The sequence below is a fragment of the Melittangium boletus DSM 14713 genome (assembly GCF_002305855.1).
GTDB classification, from domain to species: Bacteria; Myxococcota; Myxococcia; order Myxococcales; family Myxococcaceae; genus Cystobacter; species Cystobacter boletus.
This window is the reverse complement of sequence record NZ_CP022163.1, coordinates 7,857,409-7,876,324: the sequence shown is the minus strand read 5'-3', so window position 1 is coordinate 7,876,324 and position 18,916 is coordinate 7,857,409. Positions and strand designations below refer to the sequence as shown.

Genomic DNA, 18,916 nt, shown 5'->3' with positions numbered 1-18,916 from the left:
CGGCCTCCATGGCGAGGCCCTCGGGAGACACCATGCAGCTCACCACGGAGCAGTCGTCCAACTCGGGCTCGCTGGCGATGTACCTCTCGGAGATCAACCAGTACTCCCTGCTCTCCGTGGAGGAGGAGCAGACCCTCGCGCGCCGCTTCCTCAAGGCGGACCTGGCCGCGGGGCACCGGCTGGTGACCTCCAACCTTCGCTTCGTCGTGAAGGTCGCCTACGAGTACCGCTCCTACGGCATCAAGATGTCCGACCTCATCCAGGAGGGGAACATCGGCCTGATGAAGGCGGTGCAGAAGTTCGATCCCGACAAGGGCATCCGCCTCATCTCCTACGCGGTGTGGTGGATCCGCGCGTACATCCAGAACTACATCCTCAAGAGCTGGAGCCTGGTGAAGCTCGGCACCACGCAAGCGCAGCGGAAACTCTTCTTCTCGCTGGCCCGCACGCGGCGTGAACTGGAGAAGTTCGGCACGCTGGATGGCTCGGTGGTGAACGTGGATGAGATCGCCCGGAAGCTGAACGTGAAGGCCTCCGAGGTGCGCGAGATGGAGCAGCGCATGGGCGGGCGGGACTTGTCGCTGGACGCGCCCATGGGCGAGGACGGGGGCAACAGCCACGTGGACTTCGTGGCGAGCGACAGCGCGCCGCAGGACTCCGAGTTCGCGGACAAGGAGGAGGCGGGCCTCATCAACACGCGGGTGCGCACGGCGCTCATGCGGTTGGATCCCCGCGAGCGCTTCATCATCGAGCAGCGCGTGATGAACGAGCGCCCGATGACGCTCAAGGAGCTGGGCGAGCACTTCGGCTTCTCGCGCGAGCGCGCGCGCCAGCTGGAGATCCGCGCCAAGGACAAGCTCAAGTCGGAGCTGGCGGCGCTGATGGCCGAGGTGGACCCCGACGCCGCCGCGGCCATGCAGTAGGCCCTTGGGGCACCCTCCCCCGGGTTGTCTGCTACAAGGGCGGGCGTGAGCCCGCCCCCGCCCCACGAGCCCTACGTCCCCGCCACCGAGTCCCCGTCCGAGCTGACGCTCCGGGGGCTTCTGCTGGGCTCCGTGCTGGGCATCGTGTTCGGGGCCTCCTCGGTGTTCCTGGCGGTGAAGGTGGGGCTGACGGTATCGGCCTCCATTCCGGTGGCGGTGCTGTCCATCGCCGTCTTCCGCGCCTTGGGCCGCTCGAGCGTGCTGGAGAACACCATCGTGCAGACGGTGGGCTCGGCCGGGGAATCGCTGGCCTTCGGCGTGGCGGCGGCGCTGCCGGCGCTGCTGCTGCTCGGCTACGACATCGACCTGGTGCACGCCTTCCTGGTGTCGGCGCTCGGCGGCGTGCTGGGCGTGTTGATGATGATTCCCCTGCGCGAGGGGCTCATCGTCCAGGAGCACGGCGCGCTCACCTACCCCGAGGGAACCGCCGCGGCGGACGTGCTCATCGCGGGCGAGGAGGGAGGGACGAACGCGCGCACGGTGCTCTGGGGCTTCACGGCGGGAGGCCTCTACAAACTCGCCTACGCGGGGCTGCACCTGTTCAAGGAGATCGTGGGCACGCCCCTGAGCTGGGTGCGCACGACGGCGGCGGGCGTGAGCCAGCGCGTGGGCTACACGGGCGGCTCGCTGTCCATGGAGGTGAGTCCCGAGCTGCTGGGCGTGGGCTACATCATCGGCCCCAAGGTGGCGGGCATCACCTTCGCGGGCGGAGTGCTCAGCTACCTCATCCTGATTCCGCTCATCTCCTTCATTGGCGCGGGCTTGGAGCAGCCCCTGCTGAGGCCGGATGGGCAGCTCATCCGGGACATGGATCCCGACACGGTGCGCGACGCGTACGTGCTCTATATCGGAGCGGGCGCGGTGGCCACGGGCGGGCTCATCAGCCTCGTGCGCTCGCTGCCCACCATCGTCACCGCCTTTCGCCGGGGGCTCTCCACGTTCCTGGCCTCGCGCCGCGGACGGACGGCGCCCGTGCGGCTGCCGCGCACCGAGAGGGATCTGCCCATGAGCCTCGTGCTGGTGGGCAGCGCGCTGCTGGTGTTGACCATGTGGCTGGCGCCGCCCCTGCACATCAACCTGCTGTCCGCGCTGCTCATCGTCGTGTGCGGCTTCTTCTTCGTGACGGTGAGCGCGCGCGTCACCGGAGAGATCGGCTCCTCGTCCAACCCCATCTCCGGCATGGTGGTGGCGACGTTGCTGTTCACGTGCCTGGTGTACCTGCTGCTCGGATGGACGAGCGCCGAGGACCGCTTCATGGCGTTGACCACGGCGGCCATCGTGGGCATCGCGGCGTCCAACGGGGGCACCACGGCGCAGGATCTCAAGACGGCGTTCCTGGTGGGAGGCACGCCGAGGAGCCAGCAGGTGGCGCTCTTCGTGGGGGTGCTCACCAGCTCCCTCTTCATCGGCGGGGTGTTGGTGGTGCTCAACCGGGGCGCCACGGCCATCCTCCCCGAGTCCCACCCAGGCCAACAGGTGAGCGACCTGAGCGGAGAGACCCGCACGCAGCACCTCTACCCGTGGGCGGTGTCCGATCAGACGCTGGCGGCGCGAGGCGTGACCGTCGAGCAACTCAAGGGCCCCTTGTGGAAGCAGGGGCTGGAGCTGGGCGCGGCGCCCAACGGTTGGGAGCTGCGGAGCTGGAACGCGCTGCGCGTGGAGGACGTGGCGAACACGGACGTGCGCCTGCCCTCGGGCGAGGGGGTGAAGGTGTCGGAGCTGGGCGCGGTGAGACAGGGCCCGGAGCGCACCTGGCGCGTGGGGCACGTCCGGGGGGCGGAGACCCCCGTGCCCACGGGCACGTACCTGGTGGATGAGGCGGGCACCATTCAGTACGTGGTGGACCCCGGCATCGGCGGCCGCATCACCACCTACGCGGGCCAACCCCTCACCCGCTACCCCGCGCCCAAGGCGCAGCTCTTCGCCCTCATCATCGATGGCATCCTCACGCACAAACTGCCGTGGGATCTGGTGCTGGTGGGCGTCTTCATCGCGCTGATGTTGGAGTTGTGCGGCGTGTCCTCGCTCCCCTTCGCCGTGGGGGTGTACCTGCCCCTGTCCAGCAGCGCGCCCATCTTCGTGGGAGGCATGGTGCGCTACCTCGTGGATCGCCTCCGCGGAGGCAGCGCCAGCGAGTCCGACTTCTCCCCGGGCAGCCTCCTGTCCTCGGGCTACATCGCGGGAGGCGCCATCGCGGGGGTGCTCATCGCCTTCCTGGAGATCGCCAGCGACGGCGCCTGGACGCGGGCGATGGACATTCCCAGCCGGCTGGGGGACACGCCCCTCGCGCGCATGTTCCAGGAGTCCGATGCCTGGGGACTGGGCCTCTTCACCGCCCTCACCCTGCTGCTGCTCGTCGCGGCCTTGAGGGGCATGCACGGCGTGCGGACTCCCGCCGAGAAGCCATAGGGGACCCGACATTCGGAACGTACCCGGGTCTCATGTCTTCCCGCTCTCCCTTCGATTTCAATGATCGAACACCCCGCGGCCCCTATCCAGGAGCGTTCCATGTCGATCCACTCCCCCAATGGTGTGCGGTTGTTGAAGCGCCTGATTCCGGGCGCGACGCTCGCGCTGTCACTCGGCCTGGGCGCATCGGACGCCACGCCACTCGAGAAGCAGCCCCCTCCCATGATGGGCCTGCTGCTGCCCCACCCCTCCCCCCCATCAAACTGCCCGCCCTTCCCTCCCCCTGCCCCCGCTCCTTCCGCCCCTCATCGCCTGAGCCGGGAACCCCCCTGAGGGAGTAAACCCTCCTCACCCAGGGTGGAACAAGAACCTGTTTTCCCGGGAAGAGCGGACGGCGTTACCCCGCTGGACCCCACTCGGGAGAGAGGCTTGACGGGAAGAATCGGGGTACACTGGATGTCCCCCCACCCCCGCCCCGCAGCCTCAAGGATTTCATGGCCCAGGTACAGAGCGACAGCACCGCTGCCCCGGACTCCGGGGTGGATCCCGCCGTCCAGGAGCGGGTGGAGTCCGCGCGCAACTTCGCCTTCCAGTTGCTCAAGGGCATCAAGCAGATCGGCATGTACCGGCACAACGAGGCGAAATTCCCCGAGTTCCTCGGCCGGACGCACGAGGCCCTCCGGGCGCACACGGAGAAACACGGCCCGCTGTACATCAAGGTCGAGCAGCAGAACTTCATGTTCCAGGGCGAGCCCCTCTTCACCGAGGACACGCCCCTGCCCTACAAGTTCTTCCGGGATGGCATCCGCCAGCTCATCCTCCGCCCGGACCTGTCCCTCGACGAACTGGTGACGTTCACCCTCATCGCCCTGTCCGAGCCCGAGCGCGGCGCCGAGGACGTGCTGTCGCAGCTGTGGCGCTCGGGTCTGGAAAACCTCGAATACGTGGTGGTCGAGGGCTTCCGGATGGACGAGGTGAGCGACGAGGAGGTCGAGGTCGAGGTGGATCGGGTGGTGGGCTACCTCTACTCGCGCCTCAAGACGGGCTCGGAGGACTTCCTGCGCTTCGCGCGTCTGAACGCGGAGGACCTGGACTCCAAGCTCGACGGCGTGGAGCAGGTGCGCGGCCTGGTGGTGGCGGGCAACTACGCCTCGGACGAGCTCAAGGCCCGGCTGCAGCGGGAGATCTCCGAGGAGGAGGGTACCCGGCTGTTCCCCAAGCTGGTGAGCGCCATCTTCCTGGTCATCGAGGGGGGCGTGGATGACATGGCGTTGCTCGAGGAGGTCTTCGTACAGCTCCTGGACGCCATGCTCATCCAGGACGACTACGGCACCATCAACCAGATGGTGCTCAAGCTGCGAGCCCTGGCGCAGCGCAACACCGGGAGCGACCTGACCCAGCTGGTGTCCTACTTCACCTCGAAGATGGGAGACGAACAGCGGGTGATGCGCCTGGCGGAAGCGCTCAAGACGACGCGGCCCAAGCATCCGCCGGACATCACGCGCTATCTGCAGGCGTTGGATCCCGCGGCCGTCTTCACCCTGCTCAACGCGCTGGAGACGATCGAGATCCCCGAGAACCGGCTGCTGATGTGCGATGCGCTCGCGCGCTTCGCCCAGGACAACCCCCACCCCTTCGTGCAGCGGCTGGAGTCGGATCGGCCGCAGACCGTGCGCGACATGGTCTACATCCTGGAGAAGAGCAACCATCCGGACCGGGTGAAGATGTTTGGTCTGGTGATGCTCAACAAGAACCTCGCGGTGAAGCTGGAGGTGATGAACATCATCGCCCGGGGCCGCACCCAGGAGGCGCGCAAGCTCATCGTGGAGGCGCTCAATGATCCAGCCGCCCAGGTGCGCATGCTCGCGGCGCGGCTCCTGCCCGAGTTCGACCGGGACAAGGCCTACGTGGACCTCGTGCGGATGATCCGCGACCCGGGCTTCGACAAGAAGTCCTTCGACGAGCGCGCGGCGTACTACGCGTCCCTGGGCTCCACGGCCCTGCCGGGCGCCGTGTCGCTGATGCTGCAAACGCTCGCGGTGAAGCCCACGCTGCTCACCAAGAAGAAGGTGCTGGAGGACAAGCTGCTGGCGGTGGCGGGCCTGGCGGGCGCGTGCTCCATCCCCTCCTTCAAGGCGTTGCAGGGCGTGGTGGAAGACAAGAATCAGCCCGTCGAGGTGCTGACCGCGGCGCGCAAGGCGATGTACCAGACGAAGAAGACGCTGTTCGGTGAGACCAGCCCCGGCGAGGAGGCCTGAGAACAATGGCGGACAACCTGAAGGTCCAGGCTCAAGCACAGACGGCGGGCGAGAACCTGAACGAGGTGGGCCGGGCCTACTCGGAGAAGTTGCAGACGCTCGCGCGCGGGCTCGTCTCCGGCCTGTACATGCTCATCCGCTCGGTGAAGATGTACGACCCGGAGAACGCGGTCTTCGAGAAGCCGCTGCTGCAATTGCAGGACGTCATCAACCAGATCATCTCCAAGGAAGGCCGTCTGGAGTTGGTGGGCGTCAAGGAGTCCTTCTACCTCAACAACATGCTGGTGAAGGTGGACCTCAACTCCATCGACAACCAGCGCTACCTGCTCGGGGAGATGCGCGCCAAGGACGTGGGAGGCATCTCGCTCACGCGCGCCATCACCGTGCCGGAGCTCAAGAACTTCATCTGGATCTTCAGCAAGGAGCAGACGGGCACGGCCGAGGAGGATGGGCTGGCGGGCCGCAAGCTGCTCAACATGAAGGTGGCCAAGTTCTCGCGCCTGCGCGAGAAGATGAGCAAGGACGAGAGCGAGGACAAGAACAACCAGAAGGTGGACCGCAAGAAGTACGCGATGACGGTCTACGCCCGGGCGGTGTACTTCCTCACCAAGTACCTGGAGTCCGTGCAGGCGGGCAAACCGCTGAACACCTCGAGGGCCCTGCGGCTGGTGCAGGACTTCGTGGACATCTCCTTCGAGCAGAAGACGCACTTCCTGGGCATGACGACGATGAAGCGCGAGATGGACTATCTCGTGTACCACCAGGTGAACGTGTGCCTGATGAGCATCGTGTTTGGCCAGGAGCTGGGCCTGACCAAGCCCCAGCTGCGCGACCTGGGCTACATCGCGCTCTTCCATGACGCGGGCATGGCCACCATTCCCGAGGAGCTGGCCACCAAGCGGGGCGCGCTGAGCGCGGAGGAGAAGACGCTCATCCAGAAGGCGCCGCTCATCTCCATCCGCAACATCCTCATGGAGAAGGGATTCTCGCGCTCCACGCTCCTGCGCGTGGTGACGACGTTCGAGCACAAGGCGGACTTCGGCACGGCGGTGCGGGACGCGCGGGGAGACATCCAGATGATCATCCCCAAGACGAACCTGGGGACCTACGCGAAGATCATCGCCATCTGCACGGCGTATGACGCGCTCACCTCCAAGCGCCCCTACCGAGAGGCGTACGGCCCGGAGGTGGCACTGATGCTCATGTGGACGGAGATGCGCAACAAGTTCGATCCGGAACTGCTCCAGGTCTTCATGCGCGTCATGGCCATCCAGCCCGTCAAGGTGCTCAGCCGCCGGCAGCAGTCCATGACCCTGGGCGGGCTGTAGCCTCTACAAGCATTGTCGAGGAGAGACGGGCGACCGCTCATGATGGGCACCCCTTTCGTACGCGCGCTCGCCACGTGTCTCGTCCTGCTGTGGGTACTCTTGTCTCGGATGGCGTCCGCCAGCGACGACGCTGGCGGCTCCGGATCAGCCCCACCCACTCCAGAGCATCTCACTGCGGGCGAACTCTCGGAGATGCCGCCCGCGGCCCGACGAGCCTTCTTCCAGGAGCGCGCGCCAGGGATTCCGGTGCCGGTCAATTTCGGCTCTGACGAACTCGAGGAAGCTCAAGAACGAATCAGCGACCAGTATTACCAGGGGATGGCGGATACGCTGAAGGCATTGGGGGAGAACGCCACGGCCCTATCGCCCATGTATAAGCCAGTCGAGCTTGCCGCAAGGGGCGCTGCGCTCAGCTTTGGGAATCTCTCGCGGGCGGCCGAATTTGGAATCAAACCGTATGGGCGACTACGAAGCGTCCGCCAGGGGACGAGGCTTCGCGCTCACCATTTGATTGAGCAGCGTTTCGCGGGATTGATGGGGCAGGATGCGGGAAAGATGCTCGCGATCGCGGTGACCTCCGCTGAACACCAATCATTCACCAATGCATGGCGGTAGATCATTCCCTACGGCCAAGGCACGGCGAATGCCACGAGGCAACAGGTGCTCGATGCGGCAAGGCAGATCTATTCACAACACCCCGAAATCTTGAAGGCGCTCGGCCTGTAGGAGGACAAAGATGCGGATCATCCATCGCATCTCCATCTCATCGTCTCCCGAAATCCGCGGAGAGCTGGCGACCCTGGGCGTCGTCGTGGGGGCGAGCGGATTGGTCACCTTCGAGGTAGATGAAACCCATGCCGCATGGCCCTCACTGCGGCTGTGGATATCAAGAAGAAAGGCCGCCGACATCGTCAGCACGAAGTTCTCGAAGAAGGAGTTGGCCGAGGCGTCATGGCTCGTGCTGGAGCCGAACTGGCACTGCGGGTACCCTCAACCAAACGAGGAGCGCTTCGGCTACCGGGACGCGACCTATGCGAGGACCGGGTTCTGCGAGAAGTGTGGTCTGGGCTTGGAGCAGAAGGCTCTCTTCCAGATGAAGTCCGAGCCGAAATGGGGTCGCAACGGCATCCTTCAACTCCACTGGGTCTTCGACGAGTTCTTCGTGACGCCAGAGGTCTGGAGCACCGTTTTCAACCCGAACGGAGTGGGCTGTCGACCGGTTCTCGATCCACAAGGAATGGAGTTGAAAACAGTCGTTCAACTCGTCATCCACGAGGAGGTAGGCGTGGCGGTTGAGGGCCTCGCCTCGGAGCGTTGCACTCGTTGTGAACGGCTCAAGTATCTTCCGATTTCACGAGGAGCATTCCCACGGCTGGTGAACACGCCTTCGGTCGGGATGGTGAAGACGCGGGAGTATTTCGGCAGCGGCGCCTCGGCCCATAGATCCGTCCTCGTGTCCCGGGAAGTGGCTTGGACCCTGGCGGAGAAGAAGGTGCGGGGAGCGGCGGTGCGGCCGGTCGGATAGCCACAACAAGGCCGGTGAACGGACTCGCGTCTCGTCCACCGGCCCAGCGCCTCGACCCCCTGGCACCACCTCCGCTCAAGGGCCATGGACGGCCTTCACATCGCGCGCGGTGGCTCAAGGGAGAACCCCGCGTAGCCCTGGGCGGCGATCTCCTCGCACTTCTTGCGATAGGCCCCGACTCCACCGGCATAGGGCATGAGGACGCGTGTCTTGCCAGGAATGTTCGCCCCCATGTACCAGGAATTGGCCAGGGGATAGAGCGTGCGGTCAGCCACCTCCTTGACGTGCGCCACCCACCCGTCCTCCGCTTCGACGGTGGCCTCGATGCGCTCGAGGTGGCGCTCTCGCAGGTGCGTGATGCAGCCCGTGATCCACTCCACATGCTGCTCGATGGACACGAGGGTATTGCTGAACACGGAGGGACTGCCAGGGCCGGTGATGGTGAACAGGTTCGGGAAACCGGCGATCGCCAGGCCGAGGTACGTGCGCGGGCCCCCGGCCCACTTCTGCTTCAATGACGCGTTGCCGCGCCCCCGGATGTCGATGTTGCACAAGGCACCCGTGAAGGCATCGAAGCCCGTCGCGAACACGATGCTGTCCAGCTCGTACTCCGCGCTCCGCGTCCGAAGTCCCCTGGGAGTGATTTCCTCGAGGGGAGACAACTTGACGTCGACCAGGGTGACGTTGTCCCGATTGAAGGTCTCGTAGTAGCCGGTGTCGACACAAAGCCGCTTGGTGCCCAGGGGATAGCCCGAGGGAGACAAGGCCGCGGCGACCGCCGGGTCACGGACCGTTGCACGAATCTGGGAACGGACGAACTCCGCGGCCGTTTCATTGGCTTCCCGACGGGCCATCACGTCCGAGAACGTGGCGAGAAAGGCGGTGCCCCCCTTCTCCCATCGAGCCATGTACTCCCGCTCCCGCTCCTCGGGTGACACCTCCAGGGCGGACTTCGGGTTGACCTCCATGACGACCCCGGCGCGCGTCTCGCGGGCCCTGCGCCGGTAGTCGGCGTAGTTCGCCTTCATCCACGACTCGTAGACCGGATCGATGGGCGCATTGCGCGCGGGCACGCTGAAGCTCGGGGTGCGCTGGAAGACGAAGAGGTGGGCGGCCTGCTCGGCGAGCTTCGGAATGACCTGGATGCCGGACGAGCCCGTGCCAATGACACCGACGCGTTGGCCAGTGAAGTCGACCCCCTCCTCCGGCCATCTGGCGGTGTGCCACGCCTTGCCCTGGAAGGACTCGAGCCCCTTGAAGTCGGGCACGTTCACGGCGGACATGCAGCCCGTCGCCATGATCAAGAACCTGGCGGACGCACGGGCGCCATCGTCCGTCTGGATCTCCCACCGGTTCGTCGCCTCATTGAAGACAGAGGCGCTCACCCTCGTCTTGAATTGGATGTCCTCGCGCAGCGAGAACCTGTCCGCGACGTGGTTGATGTAGCGCAGGATCTCCGGCTGGGTGGCGTACTTCTCGGTCCACTTCCATTCCTGCTCGAGCTCGTGCGAGAACGAGTAGGAGTAGTTCATGCTCTCGATGTCGCAGCGCGCGCCCGGGTAGCGGTTCCAGAACCACACGCCGCCCACTCCACTGCCCGCCTCGTAGACGCGCACCGACAACCCGAGCTGTCGCAGGCGATAGAGCATGTACATGCCCGCGAACCCAGCCCCGACAATGATTGCGTCGAAGGGGTGGATAGACTCCGTACCGGTTCCAGAATGATCCATTTGAGCAAAACATATCACACCCGGAGAGCGCGCGGTATCTTCGCGAAGGCCACCCCCTTTAGTGGCGGCGTTCCCGCAGCACCGCCTGGACGCCAGCCACCAGTTCCGAAGGGGATGAGCCCGCGGTCCGCACCTTCAGCTCGGTGCTCAGGCCTGGTGCATCGGCGAGCGCGGGGCCTCCCACCAGGATGGGCTGCTGCTCACCCAGGCGCTCGCGCACCGCCAGGATCGTTCTTCGCAGCGCGGGCAGGTTGAAGGTCATCGTCGTCGAGAGGGCCACGACGTCCGCGGGCTCCTGTTCGAGCATCGAGACCAGACTGCCCGTGGGCAGGTTGGACCCGAAGTAGCTCACCGTGAAGCCGGCCAGCTCCAGGTAGTCGGCCACCAGCCGGACCGCCAGCTCGTGGAGCTCCCCCTCCACGCAAGCCACCGCCACGGAGATGCCCCGGGAAGGCTCGGGCTGAGCCCGTGAGAACAAGTGGGCGAGCGCCAGCTGGGAGATGGCGCTCGCCTGATGCTCTCGAGCCACGCCAATCCGATTGCCCTCCCAGAGATGGCCCACCTCGCGCTGCGCCGCCTGGATGACCTGGCACTGCAGCTCGGTGATCGGCGTGCCACGCGCCAACGCCTCGTCGAGGAGGCGCAAGGTCCCCCGGACGTCGCCCGCCAATTGAGTCTCGAGGTAGCGCTCGACAAGCTGGACGTGGCGGTGACCGGATGGCGGACATCTATCCATGGGAGGTACAGGAAAGATGTGTCGTCCTGGAGGGAAAGGGCAGTTGCCCTGGAGTCCCGCCTCGACCCCCGGCAGCCGTGGCGCGGAGTACATCGGTGGCAGTGGGCGTTGGCCAATCGAAACCTGGAATGGAGGGGCACACGAGTCGTGTGCATCTTGAGGGAGGCCGATGGGATTCCTGGGGACACTCGCGCGACTCGTGAGGCGGCTGCTGCCGACGGCCGAGAAGGGTCCGCTCATTCGAGCGCTCCGCGTCTCGGAGGCCCAGGTCTCGGGCATCATCGCCACCGCCGCGGATGCCATTGTCTCCATCGATGAGTGGGCGCGCGTCGTCCTCTTCAATCATGCCGCGGAGGAGATGTTTGGCTACCGCGCGAAGGAACTGCTCGGCCAGCCGCTCGAGCGCCTCTTCCCCGAGCGCCTGCGCCCCCCCCAGGGTCAGCGGGTGCGCGACTTCGCTTCCGCTCCCGTCGCGGAGCTCCCTCTCGAAGCGTGCTGCCTGGACCTCTTCGGCCTTCGAAGGACGGGCGAGGAGTTTCCCGTCGAGGCCTCCATGTCCAAGCTGGACAACGGCGGCTCCAGGCTGGTCACGCTGATCCTCCGCGACACCACCGAACGGGTGCTGCGCGAGCGGGAGCGGCATGTCCTGACCGAGGTGGGGCACCTCCTTTTCTCGACCCTCGATGAGGAGCAGGCGCTGGCGAACGCCGCGGAGCAGGTGGCGACCTCCCTGACGGATTGCTGCATCATCGACCTGCTGGAGGACGGACGGGGGCGGCGGCTGAAGGTCGCGCATCGTGACCCGGCCAAGGCTCGCCTCGTGGAAGTCCTGGAGCAGACGCCGCAGGATCGCCGGCTCCCGTATCTCCTGGCGACCGTGATGCGGACGCGGCTGCCAGAGCTGATCCCAGAGGTCTCCCCTGAATTCATCGAGTCCATCTCCCAGAGCGAGCCACACCTCCAGGCCCTGCGGGAGCTCAATCCCCGCTCCCTGGTATGCGTGCCCATCCTGGCCCAGGGACGCCTGTTGGGAGCGCTCGCTCTCATCTCGTCCCATCCCCAGCGCCGGTATGGGGAGAACGAGTTGAGACTGGGGGAGGCGCTGGCCACCCGGGCGTCGATCGCCATCGAGCATGCCCGGCTCTATCGGGCCGCCCGGGAGGCCACGCGAGCCCGGGACGACGTCCTGGGCGTGGTGGCGCATGATCTGCGCAACCCGCTGAACGCCATCGTCCTCAGCGCCCAGATGCTGCTCCGGCAGCAACCCCACCTCAGTGAGCCGCGAGCCCAGGGCCCCTTGCGCGCCATCCTCAACTCCGCCCGGCGCATGGATCGGCTGATCCAGGATCTGCTGAACGTGACCTGCATGGAAGCAGGCCAGTTGGCCGTCGTGGTGCAACCGGAACCCACGTCCGCCCTCCTCCAGGATGCCTTCGAGGCGGCGCGCCCATTGGCGTCCGAGCTCCAACTGACCCTCGACGTGCCCGAGGAGCTGCCGTGGGTGCGCGCGGACCGGGATCGGCTCCTGCAGGTCTTCTCCAACCTGCTCGGCAACGCGCTGAAGTTCACTCCGAGCGGTGGTCAGATCACGCTCGGGGCTCAGGTGGATGGAGAGATGATCCGCTTCTGGGTCCGTGACACCGGGCCCGGCATCGCCCCCGAGGCGATCGAGCACCTCTTCGACCGCTTCTGGCAGGCACGGCGAGGAGATCGACGCGGGGCTGGGCTCGGGCTGTCGATCACCCGGGGCCTCGTCGAGGCGCACGCGGGGCGCATCTGGGTGGAGAGCGAGCCCGGCCGAGGGAGCACCTTCTTCTTCACCGTGCCCGTGGCTTCGCCAGCCCACGAGCCCTTGTCCTCGGGTGCCTAGCGAGCCCGGCGCTGGGCGTTACGCGAAGATGCCCTGCCCCGGCGTGAGCACGTTGTCCGGATCGAACGCCCGCTTGGCGATGGCGAACCAGGGCCAGCGCACGCCGAAGTGCTGGCGCCATTCAGCGGGCGTCCGAGGCCCCGAGCTGATGGGGTAGGCCTTTCCACCCAACTGCTTGAGCTTGTCGAGGAAGAGCTGGTTCTTCGCGAGCAGCGCCGCCACGTTCCCCGGCGTGCCCGGGTTGGCGGTGCGCAAGAGGGAGAAGAGGAAGGCGTGGGAGCCCAGGGGCACGCGCACGAAGGGCGCGGTGAGCCGCGAAGGCCGGAAGGCGTAGAGCAGCACGGGATCCTCGCCGATCTCCTCGGGAGGGGTGTTGTCGAGCACGTACTGCACGAAGGTGGCCGCGCGCGCCTGGGGAACGAACACGTTCAACCACGGGTGCGGCAGGCTCCAGAGCCCCTGGGCCTTGAGGAAGGCGACGAGCGGCGCCAGCCGATTGACGAAGTCGAAGTAGCTCGTGTCCGTCGCCCGCGCGGTGCCCGGCTGGAAGGCCAGACCCGCGAGCAGCGCCGCGTCATCGGGCGGAGCACGGGGGTCGAAGTACCTCACCGTCTCGAGCTGGAAGGATCGGGAGCCATCGGCCGCCGTCACGACGGAGCCCTCGACGTAGTCGAAGCGGCCATCGTCGGTGAGCGACTTCTGGTCCGCGAGGAAGGCGGGAAGGCTGTTGTACAGCGCGGTGTAGGTGCGCGCGTGAGAGGGCACCGCCACCAGGCGGATCCGCGCCCGGACGATGATGCCGAACTGGCCCAGACCTCCACGGACCGAGTCGAAGAGCATCTTGTGGGACGTGGGTGAACAGCGCACGAGGTCTCCCCGCCCGGTGACCACCTCCAGTTCCAGGACGTTGTCCACCTGGAGGCCCGAGCGGAACGCCTGCCCGCCAATGCCCCCCACCGACAGGGTGCCGCCGATGCTCAGCTCGAGGTAGTCCGTCAACGTGGGCGGGCTCTTGCCCTGGAGTACGGTGGCGTTGAGCAGTTGGAGCCACTGCACGCCCGCGTCCACCCAGGCGCTCGTCGCGTCGATGGAGTGGAGGGTGGACAGCGCGGACATGTCGATGACGATGCCCGCCGCCACCTGGGCCTGGCCCTGCGTGGAGTGGCTGTCACCCAGGGCGCTCGAGCCGGCGATGCGCAGGCCGTGGCTCCGCGCGAAACGCACCATCTTCACGATGTCGTTCACCGAGCCCGGGACGAGCACCGCCCAGGGCCTGTGGTGGACGATGTGGCCGTAGTCCTCCGCGGCCGCTGTCCGCGCCGCGTCATCCAGGAGGAGCTGACCGTCCAGAGGAGGAGGCGAGATGAAGCCGGGCCGCGTCTCCGAGGCCCAGCTCCGGCCCACGGGGTTGAATGCCGCGGCCGCGGCCAGCAGGGCTCCCCGGAACACCGTGCGGCGCGGGAGGATGGGGTTCGACATGGTCGTGGGTCTCCCGGGATTACTTCACGGAGTCGCCCACCAGGGCATCCCTCGTTTCCCGGGCCTTGTTCTTGATGGCCTCGGGATCGATGGAGCCCTTGAAGGAGCCCACGGGGGTCCGGATCATCTGCTCCGTCTGCACCTCGGCCGTGCCCGGGGGCGCGCACTGCGCCTTCTGCACTTCCTTGAGGGCGACCACGCCGGCGTTCACGGAGACCTTCTCCTGGGTGCTGTCCTTGGCCACGACCTTGTCGTCGCGTAGCAACAGGCAGAAGTCATCGCCGTAGTACCAGGCGGTGGACCCATCCCCGAACTCCTGGGCACGGCTGGGCCCTCCCTCCATGGTCTCCACGACCCCCCGCGAGGGCATCCCGGGGTACACGGAATTGAACCGGCTCTGCGTGGTGGCGCAGCCGAAGGAGGCCGAGAGCAACAACGGAACGACGAGTTTGAATGGGATCTTCATGGGCGCTGGTTCTACCATCACGACGAAGCGGCCAGCACCCCCTCCCCTTCACCAGCACCCACAGACGGCCTGGATTCGGTTGTACCGATCGATGACCGGGTAGTAGCCGCTGCTGATCCCCCAGTGATAGGCCGCCAGGGTGATCAGATCCACGCTCAGGCCATAGTCGAGTTCAGCCACGCACTCGAGATTGCCGATGCCGTGCACGCAACGTCCTGCCTGATCGCTCGAAGCGGCAAGGGCCTGGAATTGAGCCAGGCTCATCGACGCCCCGAATTTGCAGACGGCGACAACGTTGTTTCGCCTATCAATCACAGGATAGTAATCGTTGTAGTGCCCCCAGGTGAAGGCATCGTAGGAGATCAGGCCCATCGAATAGCCGTAGTCGAGTTCCATGGCTGCCTCCTGGGCGCTGATGCCCTGCACGCAGCGTCCCGCCTGGTCGCTCAGGACGGCGAGTGACTGGAATTGGGACAAGCCCATCGACGTCTGCCGCATGTCACCGACAGCGCCCTGCGCCTCTCGCTGCTCGGCCGGCTCACTGGCCTTCGCCACATCGCCATGGCCCAGGGCGCAGAGGGTGATTCCAAGCCACACGGCCGACGAAATTCCACGGTTCTTCATACCCATCTCCTTTTCCCCAACCAGACTGACTACCCCTCGGAGGCGTTGAGCCGGAGCAGCACGAGCGTGGCCAGCTTGCGCACCGAGGCCGAGGCATCATTCCGGCTGACCTCTTCCAGCGTCAGGGTGATATCGGCGTAGCGCGGCGCCTCATCCGCCAGCACCTTGACGAGCAACTGCCGCACGGACTCGGAAGGATCCTTCCGGACTTGTTGCCGCAACTCGGCCACCGTCTGGGGCGAGAGCGTCCGGAAGGACAGCGCGGACACCGCCTCCCCTCTCACGCGATCGGACGCATCCCGGGTCGCCAGTTCGAGCAACATCCGCTCCGCCTCGTCCGACTCGATGAAGCGCAGCGCCGAGGCGCCCGTCTGACGCAGCGTGGCGTCCGGCTCCTTCACCGTTCGCGCGAGGACCTCGAGCCCCTGGGGCGCCCCGGTATTGCCGAGCGCCTGGAGCGCGACCACGCGCTCCTGCTGGCTCGAAGCGCTCTGGGCGAACGCGATGCTGTCCTGGACGAGCCGCTCCGCCCGCTGGGGATCCTGCCCCTGGAGGCTCCGGGCCACGTTGCCGAGCGCCAGCCGCGCGGTGTCACGCACTTCGTCCTGCGCATGTCCCTTCACGAGCGAGCGAAGCAGCGACTCCGAGTCCGGCGTGGGCTTGGACACCGTTCCCAGCAGCGAGCTCAACGTGCGCTGGTGGGGAAGCCGGTCACTCGTGGCGTCGATGGCGGCCACCAGGGCGTGCTGTGCCTCGGGAGTCCCCGCGGACGCCAGGGCGCCGGCCACGAGCTGGAACGTCGTTTCATGGGGACCCTTGGACGTGGCGAGCAGCGCGCTCGCGTCCCGGCAGGCCTCCGGATGCAGCAGGAAGAGGGCCTTGAACTTGAGGAAGAGCTTCGCCCTGTCCGGCGACGACTCGCCCGCCTTCTCCAGCAGGGACGCCCAGGTCTCGCTCCCCAGTTCCTCGCGCTGGATTCGCTCCTCGATGCGCGCATCCGCGTCGCGCGCGGCGAGGTCACCCGGCCGCACGCCCCTCGCGGTACGGGCCGAGAAGTCCTCTTGCAACTTGCGCGCATCCACCGCGGCCACGGCGGCCTGCCCGGCGGGCGTCAGCTCCAGGTGGCTGAGGGACTGACCGATCGTGCGCGAGCTCGCCACGAGTTCCACTTCCACGTGGGAGCGCAAGCTCCGGGGCTGGAACGTGGCCAGCTCCAGCACCAGCTCGCCGCCGGTGGCGGGCAGCGCGCGCACGAGAGGCGCCACCTTCGTCAGCTTCTGCGTGGAGCCCGAGGCCGCGTAGGTCCGCGTTCCCTTCGTGATACGGGCCAGGCCCTCCTCGGGCAGCTCCAGCGTATAGGGCGCGCTGTAGCGCCCATTGAAGTCCTCCTCCTCGGAGGTCCAGCTGCCTCCGTCCTGGACAAGACCGCTCAAGCGCATCGACCGCAGCGAGAGCATGTCCCGGAGGAGGTTCTGCCCCAGGGGAGACATCCGCGGATCGAAGTGGATGGCCCGCACCGTCCCATCCGCGCCCAGTTCCACGTAGCTGTGGCCCGCCACCAGCTCGCGCACGTCGGAAGGCGCACCCCCACCGCCAATACCACCCTTGGCGCTGAAATGACCCTGAGCGTCCTCGACGGTGACGTCGAGCACGTGGCTCTTGGCATCACCGCGCACACATGTCTCGCGCCAACGGCCCCGGACCACCGTCTCGACGGACTGCCCCTCGGGCGCATCGCCCTGGGACAGCCCGAACGTGGCATCCGACACCTGTCCGCGCGACTCATACGACAAGGCATAAGCGCGGGACTGCCCTGGGATGCACGTGAGCGACAACTCCGCCGCATCCCCATGACTCCATTTCCACCATGCCAGAGGAGCTCCCCCAACGAGAGCCACGAGCAGTCCCGCGCTTAGCTTCTTCATGACTCCGTCCACCCCCTCAACTCGGTCTCGTACTGACGCAGCGATTCATCCACGCCGGTGGCGATGGAGTTCAGACGACCCTGCTCGGTGAGCACCTTCACCGCCTCGGCGCTGTTCGCGTCATCCGAGATGGCCTTCATCGTATTCCACAGCTGCGCCTGGGACTTGTTCTCGATCTCCAGCAGCCGCAGTTCCGCCTCGGTCTGCTTGATCTCCATGATGTCCTCGGCCTTGAGGTCGCCCGTGGCCGTCACACCGCTGGGAGTCCACACCCACTTGAAGTTGAAGAGGTTACCATCCTTGCGGAAGCCCTCCCACTTGAAGAAGTCCCACTTCCCCTCCCACTTGCCGAAGAGGTAGTTGATGTAGGCGTAGGCATAGAGGCGGCCGCTGAGCGCCGTCATGCTGTTGGTGCCGATGAGCTCGACGATGAGGCTGGGCTCCTCGTCGAACTCCACCCGCGCCGCGCCCTGCAGGGTGACGTAGTCCTGGATGAGGATGAGCTGGCCACCCACGCCGCCCCCGGCGATGCCGATGTCGACGCCGACCTGGGCGTAGGCATCCGCCGCCACGAAGGGCACGGCATGCGCCCCCACCTGGAGGGGAAGGACGTCGTAGCCATACTTCGCGCCAGCCGAGGCCCGGAAGCCCACCCGGGCCCGCATGGGCACGGGGCCGATGGCGAAGCGGTAGTCCACGCTGTAGTCCAGCGGCCACTCCAACGTGTCCTCGTAGTGGATGCCCGGCAGTTGCCAGTTCTTGCTCCAGAGGACCTTGCCCAGGCCGCGCACCTCGAGTTGCAGCTTGCCGTCGGCCGTGGAGGGCGCCTCCGCGTGCGCACGGGCGGAGAGCACTTCTCCCTCCCACTTGCCCATCAGCGCCGCGTTGACGCCGCCTCGCGCGTCGCCCACCGCGTCCACCTTGCTGGCCCGCAGGGACAGACTCGCTTGCGCGTTCACCCAGAACTTCGACTTCTCGCCCACGTCGAACGACCAGGTGCGCTCCTTGAAGACGGGCTTGAGCTCCGCGCGCTTGATCTGCGGCACGGGCGCGCTGAAGGGCGGCACCTCGGGCAGGTAGACCTTCACGCTCTCGTCGTTCGCCTTCGCGTACAGCTCATCCCAGGAGGGAAGCTGGTCCTGGTAGCGCTTCCAGGCGGCTTCCACCCGCTTGAGACGCTCCTCGGGGGACCACTCACCAATGCCGTTCGCGCGGATGTCCTCGAGGATCAAGTCCCGCTGCTGGGAGAGCAACTCGATACAGGTCTTGAGCTCGGCGAGGGTCGCGGCATCCGTGTCGCGCAACGAGTAGCCCCACTGGTTGAGGTCGTACTCGAGGTCGTTGATCTGGTTGAAGAAGTCGCCCGCGAGCATCTTCTCCCCCGGCCGGATCTCGATCTCCTCATTGGGCAGGTACGGCTCGCCCGTCTGGGGATTCTTCATCGGGATGGGAACGAAGGGGATGGGCGGCTTCTTGTTGACCTGGATGTCCTGGCACGTCGTGGCGGACGCCTCGCTGGCGAAGCCGAGGGTCGCCATCGAGAGGAACGACGACATGGCCACTGCGATGATTCGTGTCTTCAT

15 protein-coding genes are annotated in these 18,916 nt (G+C 66.5%); 8 read left to right on the top strand and 7 right to left on the bottom strand.

Going from position 1 to position 18,916, the window contains the following annotated elements:
• Positions 1 to 32: 32 nt before the first annotated feature.
• The 7 genes from MEBOL_RS32670 (at position 33) to MEBOL_RS32645 (ending at position 8,503) form a co-directional block, all read left to right on the top strand.
• A complete protein-coding gene (locus MEBOL_RS32670; protein WP_095981109.1) occupies positions 33 to 923 on the top strand; it encodes an RNA polymerase factor sigma-32 in 891 nt (296 codons plus the stop codon).
• Positions 924 to 968: 45 nt separating this feature from the next.
• On the top strand, positions 969 to 3,392 hold the full coding sequence (locus MEBOL_RS32665) for an OPT family oligopeptide transporter (protein WP_245919028.1): 2,424 nt from the start codon (positions 969 to 971) through the stop codon (positions 3,390 to 3,392).
• Positions 3,393 to 3,491: 99 nt separating this feature from the next.
• Complete coding sequence (locus MEBOL_RS41525) at positions 3,492 to 3,725, top strand: hypothetical protein (RefSeq protein ID WP_157823802.1); 234 nt, start codon at positions 3,492 to 3,494, stop codon at positions 3,723 to 3,725.
• A 161-nt stretch (positions 3,726 to 3,886) separates the two neighbouring features.
• The gene (locus MEBOL_RS32660) at positions 3,887 to 5,650 is read left to right on the top strand and encodes a HEAT repeat domain-containing protein (protein WP_095981107.1); all 1,764 of its coding nucleotides are present in this window, start codon (positions 3,887 to 3,889) and stop codon (positions 5,648 to 5,650) included.
• Between the two features lie 5 nt (positions 5,651 to 5,655).
• Positions 5,656 to 6,978 carry an HD-GYP domain-containing protein gene (locus tag MEBOL_RS32655; RefSeq protein WP_095981106.1) on the top strand — a complete coding sequence of 441 codons (1,323 nt, stop codon included), beginning with the start codon at positions 5,656 to 5,658 and terminating at the stop codon, positions 6,976 to 6,978.
• Positions 6,979 to 7,017: 39 nt separating this feature from the next.
• The gene (locus MEBOL_RS32650; RefSeq protein WP_095981105.1) at positions 7,018 to 7,593 is read left to right on the top strand and encodes a hypothetical protein; all 576 of its coding nucleotides are present in this window, start codon (positions 7,018 to 7,020) and stop codon (positions 7,591 to 7,593) included.
• Between the two features lie 121 nt (positions 7,594 to 7,714).
• Positions 7,715 to 8,503 (top strand): hypothetical protein, encoded by a 789-nt coding sequence (locus MEBOL_RS32645; RefSeq protein WP_095981104.1) that lies wholly within the window; start codon positions 7,715 to 7,717, stop codon positions 8,501 to 8,503.
• Between the two features lie 95 nt (positions 8,504 to 8,598).
• On the opposite strand, the gene MEBOL_RS32640 is transcribed toward MEBOL_RS32645, so the two are convergent.
• Positions 8,599 to 10,233, bottom strand: coding sequence for a flavin-containing monooxygenase (locus MEBOL_RS32640; RefSeq protein WP_095981103.1), 1,635 nt, complete (start codon positions 10,231 to 10,233; stop codon positions 8,599 to 8,601).
• Between the two features lie 58 nt (positions 10,234 to 10,291).
• Complete coding sequence (locus MEBOL_RS42020; protein ID WP_281256606.1) at positions 10,292 to 10,969, bottom strand: cobalamin B12-binding domain-containing protein; 678 nt, start codon at positions 10,967 to 10,969, stop codon at positions 10,292 to 10,294.
• Positions 10,970 to 11,138: 169 nt separating this feature from the next.
• Between MEBOL_RS42020 and MEBOL_RS32630 the strand changes: the two genes are divergently transcribed.
• The gene (locus MEBOL_RS32630; RefSeq protein WP_095981102.1) at positions 11,139 to 12,839 is read left to right on the top strand and encodes a sensor histidine kinase; all 1,701 of its coding nucleotides are present in this window, start codon (positions 11,139 to 11,141) and stop codon (positions 12,837 to 12,839) included.
• Positions 12,840 to 12,857: 18 nt separating this feature from the next.
• On the opposite strand, the gene MEBOL_RS32625 is transcribed toward MEBOL_RS32630, so the two are convergent.
• The 5 genes from MEBOL_RS32625 to MEBOL_RS32605 form a co-directional block, all read right to left on the bottom strand.
• Entirely contained in the window at positions 12,858 to 14,318 is a 1,461-nt protein-coding gene (locus MEBOL_RS32625) for an FAD-binding protein (RefSeq protein ID WP_095981101.1), read from the bottom strand.
• Positions 14,319 to 14,337: 19 nt separating this feature from the next.
• Positions 14,338 to 14,784 (bottom strand): hypothetical protein, encoded by a 447-nt coding sequence (locus tag MEBOL_RS32620; RefSeq protein ID WP_095981100.1) that lies wholly within the window; start codon positions 14,782 to 14,784, stop codon positions 14,338 to 14,340.
• Positions 14,785 to 14,832: 48 nt separating this feature from the next.
• Positions 14,833 to 15,408, bottom strand: a complete 576-nt coding sequence (locus MEBOL_RS32615) for a hypothetical protein (protein WP_095981099.1) — start codon at positions 15,406 to 15,408, stop codon at positions 14,833 to 14,835.
• A 29-nt stretch (positions 15,409 to 15,437) separates the two neighbouring features.
• Entirely contained in the window at positions 15,438 to 17,177 is a 1,740-nt protein-coding gene (locus MEBOL_RS32610; protein ID WP_218920835.1) for a HEAT repeat domain-containing protein, read from the bottom strand.
• Between the two features lie 152 nt (positions 17,178 to 17,329).
• Entirely contained in the window at positions 17,330 to 18,916 is a 1,587-nt protein-coding gene (locus MEBOL_RS32605; RefSeq protein WP_157823798.1) for a hypothetical protein, read from the bottom strand.

Coding starts and splice junctions, on each gene's coding strand:
- MEBOL_RS32670 (WP_095981109.1), top strand. CDS start 33: ATGCAGCTCACCACGGAGCAGTCGTCCAACTCGGGCTCGCTGGCGATG.
- MEBOL_RS41525 (WP_157823802.1), top strand. CDS start 3,492: ATGTCGATCCACTCCCCCAATGGTGTGCGGTTGTTGAAGCGCCTGATT.
- MEBOL_RS32660 (WP_095981107.1), top strand. CDS start 3,887: ATGGCCCAGGTACAGAGCGACAGCACCGCTGCCCCGGACTCCGGGGTG.
- MEBOL_RS32655 (WP_095981106.1), top strand. CDS start 5,656: ATGGCGGACAACCTGAAGGTCCAGGCTCAAGCACAGACGGCGGGCGAG.
- MEBOL_RS32650 (WP_095981105.1), top strand. CDS start 7,018: ATGATGGGCACCCCTTTCGTACGCGCGCTCGCCACGTGTCTCGTCCTG.
- MEBOL_RS32645 (WP_095981104.1), top strand. CDS start 7,715: ATGCGGATCATCCATCGCATCTCCATCTCATCGTCTCCCGAAATCCGC.
- MEBOL_RS32640 (WP_095981103.1), bottom strand. CDS start 10,233: ATGGATCATTCTGGAACCGGTACGGAGTCTATCCACCCCTTCGACGCA.
- MEBOL_RS42020 (WP_281256606.1), bottom strand. CDS start 10,969: ATGGATAGATGTCCGCCATCCGGTCACCGCCACGTCCAGCTTGTCGAG.
- MEBOL_RS32630 (WP_095981102.1), top strand. CDS start 11,139: ATGGGATTCCTGGGGACACTCGCGCGACTCGTGAGGCGGCTGCTGCCG.
- MEBOL_RS32625 (WP_095981101.1), bottom strand. CDS start 14,318: ATGTCGAACCCCATCCTCCCGCGCCGCACGGTGTTCCGGGGAGCCCTG.
- MEBOL_RS32620 (WP_095981100.1), bottom strand. CDS start 14,784: ATGAAGATCCCATTCAAACTCGTCGTTCCGTTGTTGCTCTCGGCCTCC.
- MEBOL_RS32615 (WP_095981099.1), bottom strand. CDS start 15,408: ATGAAGAACCGTGGAATTTCGTCGGCCGTGTGGCTTGGAATCACCCTC.
- MEBOL_RS32605 (WP_157823798.1), bottom strand. CDS start 18,916: ATGAAGACACGAATCATCGCAGTGGCCATGTCGTCGTTCCTCTCGATG.